Genomic DNA, 11,975 nt, shown 5'->3' on the forward strand with positions numbered 1-11,975 from the left:
TCCACTTGGGGAAACCCCAAGACCGCACTGGCTCCCCTGCCACGCCAGATGCTCCACTTGGGGAAACCCCAAGACCGCACTGGCTCCCCTGCCCCCTTGTCCCTACGATGCGCGTATTCTTTCTAAGCTAAATGCGGCTGCACCAAAGGTAATTAGCAAGACTCCTAAAGCCTGAACGATTGATAAGGTTTCTTGAATAATTAAGCCGGCAAAAATCACGGTTAAAACTGGGACACTGGCTCCGAATATCGCTGCACGGGTTGCACTAACTTTGCTAATTCCCACGTTATTCAACACATAAGACGCCAGGGTCATTACACCCAAGATAAAAGCGCTTAAGATAAGTTCTAATAAGCGATTGGGATCAACTATCAAACTTGAGCTAGTTGGTAAAGGCAACATTAAACCGATGAAGCACAAACATAGCATAGTAGCGAAGTTAATTAAAGTAAATGTGACAGGATGCAATTTAGCAGCACAAATCCGCGTCAGAATTACGTATATAGCGAAACTTACTCCTGAAGCGATCGCACTCATACTTCCTACATAGTTATTACCAATACCGGCACCAGCTGACCCACCCAACATCAACAATTCACCGATAAAAATCACGGCGATCGCACTGATACGAAATAATGTTGGTTGATCGCGGAACAGAAACCAAGATAATAGCCCGCTAATCATCGGATAAATAAAGAAAAGTGCGATCGCCATTCCCGTTGGTACTTGTCCAATCGCCAAGTAAATCAGCAATTGAGACAAAAACAAAAAGCATCCACTCACAACCGACAATATCAACACCTGTCGCGTACTTGCTTTCGAGGGAGTTGGATTTCCCCGTACTGAGCCAGCCAAGGAATGTAAATCTTGCCACACTCGCTGATGCATCATCGGCGCTAAAACTAACATTAGCGGTACAACCACCATCATCCTCAGCATCAAAATTAACAGAGAATTTCCCAACGTCGGCGATATCAACTGCTCAACTTGGAACGCACCCAAAATTAGGGAATTTGGCTGAAAAATTGCCTTAATAGCGACGTTGTAAAGCGACGACAACACCGTTGACAATAGAATCAGCAATAAACCCATTTGCATGGGCGATAAGGCTCCAGCGCCACGAGAGGGTCGTTGTGGCTGACGAGAAGGAGATGGTGTAGGGTCGCTCAATTCCCTGGAAAGAACAGAAATTGGCTCTTTCGGGTCTTTTTTCACCTCTGGTGGCTTTACCTTGATTTCTGGCGGAGGGGATGGGGGTAATGTAGTATCGCTTAGTTCCCTGGAAAGAACAGAAATTGGCTCTTTCGGGTCTTTTTTCACCTCTGGTGGCAATGCCTTAGTGTTATTTGATGCCGGCAAAGAAGACTGAGATAATGTAGTTCCCTTGCTCGATGTTTCTTTGGGAACAGAAGTTGGTTCGGGGGGTTTCTTAACCTCTGGCACCGGCAAAGAAGACTGAGATAATGTAGTTTTGTTGCTCGATGTTTCCGATTGAATAACAGAAGTTGGTTCAACGGTGGGTTTTTTGACTTCTTTTTCTGCTACAGAAGATACAGATAATGTAGTTCCGTTTCTCGATGTTTCGGATTGAATAACAGAAGTTGGTTCAACGGTGGGTTTTTTGACTTCTTTTTCTGCTACAGAAGATACAGATAATGTAGTTCCGTTGGTCGATGTTTCTTTGGGAATAACAGAAATTGGTTCGGGGGGTTTTTTGACTTCTGCCGCTGGAGAAGTGTTTATGACATTCTGCTGTTTTTGCTCAGAAACTGTCAACTCAACAGATTTCGTTGGGGTAACTGGTGTAGGTAGGATTTTTTTTTCCAGTTCCTTGTTGAGTCGATTGGTTAATTCTGCCAACATCGCTTCCCCTTGCTGCTGTCGGCTTTGCATCCGAGACAACTGTTGAGAAATACCACTTTGATGGTTATTTAACTCTTGTTGGAGTAACTTCAAGGTGATAGTTAGGGTATCATCTAGACTGCCAATCAGTTGCTCAGTATTTTTATTAATTTCTGTAACAATATTACTGTTAGCCTCATGTGACGCGATACCTGCGGCACGCCTTTCGGCGATCGCATTTTCTGGATGTAAATCGCGCTCGATTGCTTGATTAGCTAAAGCCGAAAGCGAAGATTGTAATTGAGAAGATATGTGATTTGCTAAAACTTGCGCCAACTGACGTACCAAAGCTTGTTGTTCAGTTATTTGCTTCGTCTGTTGTAGCTGTTCTTTTTCGGTTTGCAGCCGTTTAATCTCATCAGCTAAGTGTTTCTTGTCTGATTCCAGCCTACTTATATCTTCTTGTAAGGATTTGAGCATATTCTGCTGGAGGCTTTGCAAATCCTCAACTACACCCCACAAGGCAGTTTCTGCTGCCCTAGATATTTCGCCTCTTGCACGCGGGTTTTCTGGTCGGTTCTCAAATCGCCCCATTAGTCTTTAACCTCTGACCCCTTGACGATAATGCAGCTTTTTGTGGAATTCCTCAGCACTCATAGTATTTCCTGTATTTTGTCAGATAAACTAAAAATTTTAACAGGACTTATGCGTTTTAACTTAATTGCGTGATGCTCAACACAAGCATTGTGCAAACCGGATAATTTGCCCTACTGTTTTGACATTTGATACATGAGATTCCCATTGATTGGTGCATCACAGACTACTATTCAGTAAGTTCTCTTGAAATCAGCTATTTTCAAGTGATATTTTTATCCGGATAAAATATCATCAAAAATAGATATCTATTCTTTTAGCGGCAATAGCAATTATCAATGACTTACGGATTTCTGCGTTTTTTACGTTTGGCTTAATGCAATTGTCGAAATTCTCAAACCTATCTGTAAATTTGTGTAGAATGTGAATTGCGTTACACCTTTCATCCCAAATCTGGATGAAAATATTCTTTGGTGGGAATAAAAATATCCCGTTTGCCTGAAAATCATTTTACTGAATTAAAAGCCTTTGTGCCAAATACCCTGCTTTGGATGTGGGGGAGTGGGGGAGTGGGGGAGTGAAGGAGTGGGGGCAGGGGGCAGGGGGCAGGAGGCAGGGGAGGCAGGGGAGGCAGGGGGGGCAGGGGGAGAGGAATTTTACCCAATGTCCTATGCCCTATGCCCAATGCCCCATGCCCCATTCCCCACTCCCTACCAGAACTTAGCACTCAGCAGTGTAAAGATGGCAGCGCTGAGGGCTGCGCTGAGGGGGACTGTAATAAACCATGCAGCGGCGATTCCTTGGAGAGTTTGGAATTGAATCGACTTGAGATTTTGCACTAGTCCGATGCCAACCACGCCGCCAACGAGGGCATGGGAGGTGGAAACGGGTAAACCCAACCGGGAGGCAAGTAAGATGGTGGTGGCTGTGGCGAGTTCGGCGCAGAATCCGCTGCTCGGTTGTAAGGAAATGATGCTTTCGCCAATAGTAGCGATAACTTTTTTGCCCCAAATCGCTAAACCAGCGACAATACCAACACCGCCAAGTATTAAAATCCAGATGGGGATCGTAATGCCATTTATTGGAACTGCGCCAGTAGTATTAATGTAAACGATCGCTGCCATTGGAGCGATCGCATTCCCCACATCATTAGAACCATGAGCAAATGCCACAAAGCAAGCGCTCAAAAGTTGAAATTTACCGAATAAGCGTTCGATGGGATTGGGGAGTGGGGAATGGGGAGTAGGGAGTGGGGAATGGGTAATGGGTAATGGGTAATCGGGAAAAGATTCTTCCTTGTCCTCCTTGTCCTCCTTGTCCCCACGCCCGTCGCCCTTGTCCCCACGCCCGTCGCCCTTGTCCTCCAATTCTCGTAAGCCATATAAAGTTAGTCCCACTGCTGCTACAGCACCTGTGAAAATTGGGATGTCGTGAGCAGGTATATTTAAATTAAATTGCTCCATTAAAAAATTTGTCAGAGGTTGACTCAAAGAGGGTAGGACAATTACTCCAAATATCCCCAGCAGCAATGCACTCAACCAAGGAATCCATTCTTTTAACTGCGCTATCTGATTAGGTTGATCGAGAATCCAGCGCTTGATTTGACTGTAAAATAAAGCGGCGATCGCACCACTTATCAGGGGGGTGACAATCCAGCCTAGGGTAATTAACTTAATTGAAGACCAATCAATCGCGTTAACTCCCAAAGCTACCCAACTAAATCCAGCGATCGCACCAACAACGGCATGAGAAGATGATACAGGTAAACCGCGTGAGGTGGCAATTTGCAACCACACCCCAGACGCGATTAACACCGTCACCATCCCAGTTAAAAGCATTTGCGGTGCAGCGACAAATAAAGCGGGATTGGCGATTTTCGTCGCTAGTGTTTCTGATACCTCTTGCCCAAACAATACAGCACCCGTAAACTCTAACACCCCAGCAATTATCAAAGCCTGTCTTAGAGTAACAGCTTTGGAACCCACAGAAGTTCCCATCGCATTAGCAACATCATTTGCTCCCAAGTTGAAAGCAACGTATAAAGCTAGTAGGGTGACAAAAATTGTAAACATTTGGATGGGGGAGGGGGAGAGGGGGGGATGGGGAGATGGGGAGATGGGGGGGACAAGGGAGACAAGGGAGATGGGGGGGACAAGGGAGACAAGGGAGATGGGGGGGGGACAAGGGAGACAAGGGAGAGGGGGGGGACAAGGGAGATGGGGGAGATGGGGGAGAAATTCCTTCAAGGAGTCCTCCTTGTCTCCCTTGTCCTCCTTGTCTTCCTTGTCCCCCTTCCAAAACTAGGGATAAATCAAAATCTTGTACGTTTCCGGGGTGGGTGCGATCGCAATTTCTACAGCTTGAGATAATTTTTGTAGGGGATAGCGATCGCTAATTAATGCGGATACGTCGATGCGTCGATTAAACACTATATCAGTTGCTAGACTTTGCAGGCGATATGATGAACTATAACTGCCCATCAAGTCAATCTCCCGCCGATAGAGAATGTTCGGGTTAATGGGAATTTCCATTTCATCGGGAAACTCGGCGAAAAAGACGATTTTTCCACCTTTGCGGGTACAATCAAGACCCTGAAAGAAAGCTTTATCACTGGGAACCGCTAGTAAGGTGACATCAACACCCATACCATCGGTTAGTGCTTGAATTTTAGCCGATAAATCGGGATCGCGGGCATCAAATGCGGCTTCTGCACCGACATTTAAAGCTTTTTCAATTCTAGAGGGCAGTAAGTCGGTGGCGATCGCTTTTGCTCCGAAATACTTCACCAACATGACAAACATTAGCCCAATTGGTCCTGCGCCAGTAACCAAAACTGTTTGACCGGGAATAATCTGAGCTTTTTTTACCGCCTTCAAACAGCAGTTAGTCGGTTCTACAAAACTTGCTTCTTCAAAGCTTATATTATCAGGAATCGGAATCAATCCACCCGATCGCACAATATGACCGGGAACCTTGACATACTCCGCAAAACCACCCCCACTAGCGTTAAACCCGGCTGTGGTGGAAATGTTTTTGTAGACATCGCACATTGAGAAATTATCATTGAGGCAGTACGCACAACGCATACAAGGGATGTGGTGCATTACTGCCACCCGTTGTCCTACTTGCCAATTTTTGACTTCATTACCGACTGCGGCAATGGTTCCCGCTGTTTCATGTCCAAAGATACGCGGTGGTTCATATAGCGGATAGCGAATCTTTTTGATATCCGACTGACACAACCCGACTACCCGCACTTGTACCAGAACTTCATCCGGTGAGAGTTCTGGAATTGGGATATCTTCGTAAGAGAGTTGATTAACGCCTCTAAATACCTGTGCTTTCACGTTGATTTTTTATCACTCAACGATACTAGATTTAACATTAGAAGCGTTCTCTGAGCTATAAGTTGCGATATTTTTAATTTATGGAACCACTGCGATCGCCCAATTCACAGAACAACATTCCCCAACCCGGACAACAAGCACCTAATTTCACCGCACTAGACCAAGACGACAATCAACTTAGCCTCACTGATTTCTCCGATCAATGGATCGTACTTTACTTTTACCCCAAAGATGACACACCTGGTTGTACTGTTGAAGCGAAAGACTTTACTGACTTGAGCCAAGAATTCAATCAACTAAAAGCTAAAATCTTAGGAGTAAGCACAGATTCTAGTAAATCTCATTGTCGATTTATTAACAAATATAACTTGTCAATCACCTTATTAAGCGATCCAGAACATCATTTAGCAGAACTTTATGGTGCTTGGCGATTAAAGAAATTTATGGGCAAAGAATATATGGGTATAGCGCGGTCAACTTTTTTAATTTCACCTGATAGAATCATTGCCCATACGTGGTCAATTGTTAAACCCAAAAATCATGCCGAACAAGTCTTAACTAAATTGCAAGAATTGTCAGCAACTTAAAGTTAGATTGTAAGTAGTCTAACCAAATTAAACATCAAACTATTGTAGGGTGTGTTAGCCCCAGCTAACGCACCAAAAACCTTACTTTTGGTGCGTTCTTAACATTCGTCAAGAGCGCACCCTACACCTAATCTTCATCAAGTGCCGGAAAAGCTTCCTCAAACTGCCACAATCTATCTTTATTTTCCACAAACCAAATACGAGTTTCTGGAGTTAATTGACTCCAAACAATTTCAACTGGTACATGGGGAGATGCATATTGATACTGTTGACCAAGTGATTTCAGATTGTCCACGACATCCAAAGGAATACCGAAATCTTGCCAGTCAACTTTTAAATGTCTACCAGAAAGTCCCGCTGTCGGATCGTAAATTAATTGTGCAGCTCTAACTAAGTCAGCGAAATGCTTCGGTTTAAGTTCAGCTAGCTTCTGGATCTGGAGTAATTCATCATTGTTTTGAGACATACTCACATCAAGTAATGGTGATTAGTCGTTGATAAAACTTACTGCCAGAGATTCTTACCTCAATAGTTAATAGTTTAGCCCAAAGCTGTTAGAATAATTTGTAATTATAAAGCCAATCTTCAAACTCAGGTTGACTCGCCGATGCTTTTTTGCAAGTTCACCATGCGAGTTGGGCTACCTGCTTTGATCAAAGTTTCGACGATACCGGGTGCGATCGCCTCCATCTTTCTTCAAACCGTTGGGAAAAAGAGTCAGATCGGCACTAATCGGTCGCAAATTGATATTTTGTTTGTGGAGTGCGATGCCGCTTGCTAAACCGCCTAGTCCAGCACCGATAATCGCAACTTTTAGGTATTTTCAGACATGCCTAATATCGTCTTGGTATTACTTACAGTGGATTTTTAATTTTACCTTCGGCTTCATCTTCTACGCTAAAAACTTCGGAAATCAACATCGCGAATGCTCCCGATTTATCATATTGAGCAGTCAGCCGTTTATACTCGTTTTCTGCAACTAATTTTCCCGCTACTATCTCAAATTCTTCTCCAATATTCACCTTTTCCGGCACATTAACAACAATACCATCTGGCAAAGATATCGTCTTATTTTTTCCTTTTGTTGGATCTAACACAAACTCTTGATTTTCTGCTGAAGCCGATATTTCTAAATCACTATTTAGATACTCTTTTCGTCCACTCCACTTTCCAGGCAACTTTTCTATTTCTGCTTTAGCTGGTGTATTGGGAAAGCTATTTAGATGCTCGCGAATTATCGTAATTCTCTCCAACTCGCCACTCTCAGCATAGATAATAGCTACACTAGTTCGCCAATCTTGATATCTAAAAAATAATTCCGCAGCAATTTTTTTTCCAGCTTCCAGTTTTTTTGATACCCAGGCATTTTTATCTTTACCAAAGGAAACTGCCCTCATAGATAAAAATACTGGATAAATTACTCCATCAGGCTGGCTACAAGTTTGCTTCTCAATATGCCAGATTTTTTCTTCCTCTCTGCCGTCGGAGTATGTATATTTATTGGTGTGAGTAATAACGGTTTGATCTTCATTAGCCTGAAATCTTCTCACGGCTTTAAAGGATGTAATGATTTCTTTGTCTGGGGAATACGCAGTCCATATTCCGTGCCAAGCAATACCTTCAGTCGTGATATGTCCAAATAAATTTTCCCAGTTTTTATCTTGTAAATTCATATTTTTTCAACCATAATTATTGACAAAAGGATTAAATTGTGTACGGATAACTTAAACTGGTAGAGCTTTCCTTATACATTCTTGATGGGTATCAGCAACATCAAATTATACACTTTTGACAGATTAAACAGTGCCTCAGCAAGCGGTAATATTAAATGTTTCCAGAGTGAAACTTCTAAAACCAGATGCGTCATACTTGCGGATGCCGCGTTGTAATAAATCAGGATTCACCAGCCAATCAATTGTTGCAACAAACTCTTTTTCAGTTTCTATTTTGTGAGGGCAAGCGATAGAAATACCGTTTAATAAATCTAAAACTTGGTAATCCTCACTGAAATTTTCTAGTTGATTAAATGAGGTTGCTACGGGGGATGATACTATCCAATCAGGTGTTATTGTTTTAGCTGTTCCTTCCCAGCTACCGCTTAACTCTTTTGTAGTATGACTAATCGCCGATGCGAAAGTTGATGAATGTTCGCTAATGACTGTAATCCTTTCTAAACTGCCGCGATCGCCATAGTTAATAGCGACACTGACACGCCTATCTTTATACCTGAAACCCGTCTCGAAACCAAAATTTGAGCCTGATTCTACTTTTATAGATCCCCAAGAAAAGCTGTTGTCTAAAAATAAGCAATTGATAATCGGTTTTTTATAAGGTTCAAAAGTTTTTGTCTCTTTTTTACCATCTGCGTAAGTATAGTGATTTTGGTGATTTATTTCACTTCCATCTTCACTAACGTGAAAACTTCTGACACATTGAAAAGATTCAATTTCTTGTCCATTAGGAGTATATCTAGTCCAAATACCATGCCAGTCGCTGTTGGCATGATAGTGACAGAAATTATTCCAATTTTGTAGTTGTGGTATTGTATCGGTATTTATATTATCCATTATGCTTTTACATTCTTTTACATTATTTATGGGTGTCAACAACATCAAATTATGCACTTTTCACAGATTAAAGAGTGCGTCAGCCCTGTTCAGTGTCAATTAAAACTGTCACAGATGCCACAGCGATCAACATTTCGTCATTTTTCTCGTTGAGTGAAGGAATTGCCCGTCCTTGCACAACCATACCCCCAGATTCCACGGTGAGAGTTTTGCGACCAAAGGGCAGTACAGCTAGTACTTCTGCTTCTCGCACTTGTTCGGGGTAAGGGACTGCTACTTGTACTTCCACAATCATTTCATCTGGATCGTTTAAACCAGCGATTTCCCAAACACCAGGCAAAGCATTGTGAGCGATCGCATTTCTCACAGCCCTCGCCGCTGCCACTGTCGGTTCTTGTCCGTGCTGATCTATCCCCATCCCCATCTCAATTATCAAGCGTTTGCGAGCCATTGCTACCTCAAATTATTCAAAATTTACTTGCGCGATCGCGATGATGGTCAATTTCTACAAATTGAAAAAAATGAATTTTTCACTCTCCAAAGCTTTCAGGAATTGTTGCCGTCACAAAATAAACTTATGCAGTTTTCAAATAGAAATTGAACATAATGCTTTAATAATCTTATTAAATATTGGTAACGTTCTTTCCTTAATAAGTGCCATAACTTTCTCAGAACAAAGCGTAATTCTTAATTTGCGCTTGGGGAATATTGGTGGCAAATGTTACTATAACTGCCATCATGAGCATAAATCGCCGCCAATTTCTCACCACCTTTGGGTTAGCTGCCTTAGCTACCCAGATGCAACCGCTTATAGCCCAAGGTAAGATCGCGCCAAACACCATACTCAAACCACCCCGCCTGCAAGTGGGCGATACGGTAGGATTGATTAGCCCTGCGGGTATCGTTGACCCTAAAGATGTCGAATCAGCAAAGCTTGCCCTGACTGCACAGTTAGGGTTAAAAGTCAAGTTAGGAAAGCATATTTTAGATCGTTATGGCTACTTGGCAGGAAAAGATAGCGATCGCGCAATTGAAGTCAACACCATGTTTGCAGATAAATCTGTCAAAGCAATTATTGCCATGCGCGGTGGCTGGGGTTGCAATCGGATTTTACCTCTACTCGACTACATCCGCATTGGCTCCAATCCGAAAATCTTGATGGGTTACAGTGATATTACATCGCTGTTGTTAGCAATAAACGCACGCAGTAAAATTGTGACATTTCACGGTTTGGTTGCTACATCTACCTGGAACGAGTTTGCGGTAAATTACGTCAAGCGCACCCTATTTAACGCTGAAGCTGTGACAATGAAAAATTTGGATACTGAAGAAGGAAAAATGCAAATCATAGCCCCAGGAAAGGCTAGAGGTAAACTAATTGGTGGTAACTTGTCAGTACTATCCGCAATGGTAGGGTCGCCTTACTTACCTTCGTGTTATAAAAGTATTTTATTTGTGGAAGAAGTAGGCGAGGATGTTTATCGTGTAGATCGAATGCTAACACAGTTAAAAAACGCGGGAATTCTTAATCAAATAGCTGGCTTTATCTTTGGGCAATGCACTAATTGTAATCTAGGGGATGAACCTTCATTTACTTTAATGCAAGTATTGCAACAGCATATACTTCCTTTAGGCATTCCTGCTTGGTACGGTTCAATGATTGGTCATATTAAAGATAAATTTACCTTGCCAGTAGGTACACAAGTTGAAATAGATGCTAATGCTGGGACAATAAAAATGTTAGAGTCTGCTGTCACATAGAAATATAAAAACAAAAAAGATGTATTGGCGATTAGCTATTAAGAATAACTCTCTTACCTAATCCCCAGTCGCTAGTCCCCAGTAAAGAGTCCCGCACTATTTGCATTTTTCCTTTCGACTGCTGACAGCTTAATCAATCAAAAAAATGCGGATCAACTATATTTCCAACCATCCTATTCATCAAATACCATTCATAACCGCCGCATCCAGTGGTGCCGGGATGGTTGATAAAGTTCTGCCCATTTTACCAGCACAAGTTGACTCATTACCACCTGGTTTAGAAGCAATAATTGCCACCAGCGATTTACAAGGTAGAGATCCAAATAATCAACGCCTTCTTGGTCATCTTGTCGCTGAAGAACTAGAAATATTAGCTGAACAGGGAAAAATTCCACCGCCAAAAACAACAGGAATTATTTTAGCAGGCGACTTTTACGCCAAAATAGACAAGCGCGGTGGTGTAGGAGATGTGCGTGAAGTTTGGCAAGCTTTCAGCAGTCGTTTTCGTTGGGTAGCTGGAGTAGGAGGAAATCACGACAGTTTCGGCAAAACCCCAGAAAACATCATCGAATTTCAAAACCAGCGTGGGATACACTACTTAGATGGCAATACTATTTCTATAGATGATATTCGCATCGCTGGCATTTCCGGCATTATTGGCAAAAGCAATAAGCCTTTTCGACGTTTAGAAAAAGACTTTAGAAAAGCCATCAAAGATATCGTCAAAGAATTACCAAATATTTTAATTCTCCACGAAGGACCCAATGATGCAGAAGCGAAATTGATGGGGAACGAATCCATACGTGCCGAACTAGCAACAGCAAGAGACTTACTAGTAATATGCGGTCATTCTCATTGGAAAATCCCCATGACCACCTTACCCAAAAGAGTACAAGTTTTAAACGTAGACACTCGCGCAGTAGTCCTCAGAGTTAATTAATCCTTCACTCTAGACCCTCGACTAGTTTTTTAAATAGTAACTTTTTTGATTTTACTTTTATCCCCAGACGCTTCTTTTGACGGTGCAAGCCAAGCGTGACTAATGAGCGCGACGTAGTGATAAGTAGCGCTTTGTGGGTTTCCCAGACTTTCGACCCTTCCTAATCCTGATTTCTGGCTTACCGTCAGCGCCAAAGTAAGCTTCAAGCGGGTAAATTTGGGAGAGGATAACAGCCTCCAACCGCAGCCCGAAACCAAACAGTTTAAATACTTCGCGGTACGCGGTAAACTTTGAATCAGTTAGAAGTTGCTGTAATTCCAGCTCAATGCTGTGTTCT

13 protein-coding genes and 1 pseudogene are annotated in these 11,975 nt (G+C 42.5%); 5 read left to right on the top strand and 9 right to left on the bottom strand.

Annotated elements, in window-relative coordinates:
• Positions 1 to 102 precede the first annotated feature (102 nt).
• The 3 genes from PI95_RS32645 to PI95_RS32650 all read right to left on the bottom strand — a co-directional run bounded on the left by PI95_RS32645 (position 103) and on the right by PI95_RS32650 (position 4,508).
• Positions 103 to 2,436, bottom strand: coding sequence for an EamA family transporter (locus tag PI95_RS32645; RefSeq protein WP_039752576.1), 2,334 nt, complete (start codon positions 2,434 to 2,436; stop codon positions 103 to 105).
• 505 nt (positions 2,437 to 2,941) lie between these two features.
• The gene (locus PI95_RS36440) at positions 2,942 to 3,136 is read right to left on the bottom strand and encodes a hypothetical protein (RefSeq protein ID WP_236117293.1); all 195 of its coding nucleotides are present in this window, start codon (positions 3,134 to 3,136) and stop codon (positions 2,942 to 2,944) included.
• A gap of 10 nt (positions 3,137 to 3,146) precedes the next feature.
• Complete coding sequence (locus PI95_RS32650) at positions 3,147 to 4,508, bottom strand: inorganic phosphate transporter (RefSeq protein WP_163519402.1); 1,362 nt, start codon at positions 4,506 to 4,508, stop codon at positions 3,147 to 3,149.
• 4 nt (positions 4,509 to 4,512) lie between these two features.
• On the opposite strand from PI95_RS32650, the gene PI95_RS32655 reads away from it, so the two are divergent.
• Positions 4,513 to 4,740 carry a hypothetical protein gene (locus tag PI95_RS32655; RefSeq protein WP_163519403.1) on the top strand — a complete coding sequence of 76 codons (228 nt, stop codon included), beginning with the start codon at positions 4,513 to 4,515 and terminating at the stop codon, positions 4,738 to 4,740.
• Here the strand turns inward: PI95_RS32655 and PI95_RS32660 are convergent.
• Positions 4,737 to 5,783 carry an alcohol dehydrogenase catalytic domain-containing protein gene (locus tag PI95_RS32660; protein ID WP_039752575.1) on the bottom strand — a complete coding sequence of 349 codons (1,047 nt, stop codon included), beginning with the start codon at positions 5,781 to 5,783 and terminating at the stop codon, positions 4,737 to 4,739. The genes PI95_RS32655 and PI95_RS32660 overlap by 4 nt on opposite strands.
• Positions 5,784 to 5,863: 80 nt before the next feature.
• On the opposite strand from PI95_RS32660, the gene bcp reads away from it, so the two are divergent.
• Positions 5,864 to 6,370, top strand: a complete 507-nt coding sequence (gene bcp, locus PI95_RS32665; protein WP_039752574.1) for a thioredoxin-dependent thiol peroxidase — start codon at positions 5,864 to 5,866, stop codon at positions 6,368 to 6,370.
• A gap of 127 nt (positions 6,371 to 6,497) precedes the next feature.
• Here bcp and PI95_RS32670 read toward each other — a convergent pair whose 3' ends face one another.
• Entirely contained in the window at positions 6,498 to 6,836 is a 339-nt protein-coding gene (locus tag PI95_RS32670; protein WP_039752573.1) for a hypothetical protein, read from the bottom strand.
• Between the two features lie 162 nt (positions 6,837 to 6,998).
• Between PI95_RS32670 and PI95_RS32675 the strand changes: the two genes are divergently transcribed.
• Positions 6,999 to 7,151 (top strand): hypothetical protein, encoded by a 153-nt coding sequence (locus tag PI95_RS32675; protein WP_163519404.1) that lies wholly within the window; start codon positions 6,999 to 7,001, stop codon positions 7,149 to 7,151.
• Between the two features lie 73 nt (positions 7,152 to 7,224).
• On the opposite strand, the gene PI95_RS32680 is transcribed toward PI95_RS32675, so the two are convergent.
• The 3 genes from PI95_RS32680 to PI95_RS32690 all read right to left on the bottom strand — a co-directional run bounded on the left by PI95_RS32680 (position 7,225) and on the right by PI95_RS32690 (position 9,388).
• A complete protein-coding gene (locus PI95_RS32680) occupies positions 7,225 to 8,043 on the bottom strand; it encodes a DUF3598 family protein (RefSeq protein ID WP_039752572.1) in 819 nt (272 codons plus the stop codon).
• Between the two features lie 135 nt (positions 8,044 to 8,178).
• Positions 8,179 to 8,937: a DUF3598 family protein gene (locus PI95_RS32685; RefSeq protein ID WP_039752571.1), complete on the bottom strand. Its 759-nt coding sequence runs from the start codon at positions 8,935 to 8,937 to the stop codon at positions 8,179 to 8,181.
• A gap of 79 nt (positions 8,938 to 9,016) precedes the next feature.
• Positions 9,017 to 9,388, bottom strand: a complete 372-nt coding sequence (locus PI95_RS32690) for a Lin0512 family protein (protein ID WP_039752570.1) — start codon at positions 9,386 to 9,388, stop codon at positions 9,017 to 9,019.
• A 287-nt stretch (positions 9,389 to 9,675) separates the two neighbouring features.
• Here PI95_RS32690 and PI95_RS32695 point away from each other — a divergent pair, with 287 nt between their 5' ends.
• Positions 9,676 to 10,698, top strand: a complete 1,023-nt coding sequence (locus PI95_RS32695; protein WP_039752569.1) for a S66 peptidase family protein — start codon at positions 9,676 to 9,678, stop codon at positions 10,696 to 10,698.
• A gap of 145 nt (positions 10,699 to 10,843) precedes the next feature.
• Complete coding sequence (locus PI95_RS32700; RefSeq protein WP_039752568.1) at positions 10,844 to 11,638, top strand: metallophosphoesterase family protein; 795 nt, start codon at positions 10,844 to 10,846, stop codon at positions 11,636 to 11,638.
• Positions 11,639 to 11,737: 99 nt separating this feature from the next.
• On the opposite strand, the pseudogene PI95_RS36445 reads toward PI95_RS32700, so the two are convergent.
• A pseudogene (locus PI95_RS36445) lies at positions 11,738 to 11,975 on the bottom strand (IS110 family transposase); the annotation flags it as partial.

The sequence above is a fragment of the Hassallia byssoidea VB512170 genome (assembly GCF_000817785.2).
GTDB classification, from domain to species: Bacteria; Cyanobacteriota; Cyanobacteriia; order Cyanobacteriales; family Nostocaceae; genus Hassallia; species Hassallia carrinoi.

Excerpts from the sequence above, each read along its gene's own strand:
- PI95_RS32645 (WP_039752576.1), bottom strand. The coding sequence starts at position 2,436 with ATGGGGCGATTTGAGAACCGACCAGAAAACCCGCGTGCAAGAGGCGAA.
- PI95_RS36440 (WP_236117293.1), bottom strand. The coding sequence starts at position 3,136 with ATGGGGCATGGGGCATTGGGCATAGGGCATAGGACATTGGGTAAAATT.
- PI95_RS32650 (WP_163519402.1), bottom strand. The coding sequence starts at position 4,508 with ATGTTTACAATTTTTGTCACCCTACTAGCTTTATACGTTGCTTTCAAC.
- PI95_RS32655 (WP_163519403.1), top strand. The coding sequence starts at position 4,513 with ATGGGGGAGGGGGAGAGGGGGGGATGGGGAGATGGGGAGATGGGGGGG.
- bcp (WP_039752574.1), top strand. The coding sequence starts at position 5,864 with ATGGAACCACTGCGATCGCCCAATTCACAGAACAACATTCCCCAACCC.
- PI95_RS32670 (WP_039752573.1), bottom strand. The coding sequence starts at position 6,836 with ATGTCTCAAAACAATGATGAATTACTCCAGATCCAGAAGCTAGCTGAA.
- PI95_RS32675 (WP_163519404.1), top strand. The coding sequence starts at position 6,999 with ATGCGAGTTGGGCTACCTGCTTTGATCAAAGTTTCGACGATACCGGGT.
- PI95_RS32680 (WP_039752572.1), bottom strand. The coding sequence starts at position 8,043 with ATGAATTTACAAGATAAAAACTGGGAAAATTTATTTGGACATATCACG.
- PI95_RS32685 (WP_039752571.1), bottom strand. The coding sequence starts at position 8,937 with ATGGATAATATAAATACCGATACAATACCACAACTACAAAATTGGAAT.
- PI95_RS32690 (WP_039752570.1), bottom strand. The coding sequence starts at position 9,388 with ATGGCTCGCAAACGCTTGATAATTGAGATGGGGATGGGGATAGATCAG.
- PI95_RS32695 (WP_039752569.1), top strand. The coding sequence starts at position 9,676 with ATGAGCATAAATCGCCGCCAATTTCTCACCACCTTTGGGTTAGCTGCC.
- PI95_RS32700 (WP_039752568.1), top strand. The coding sequence starts at position 10,844 with ATGCGGATCAACTATATTTCCAACCATCCTATTCATCAAATACCATTC.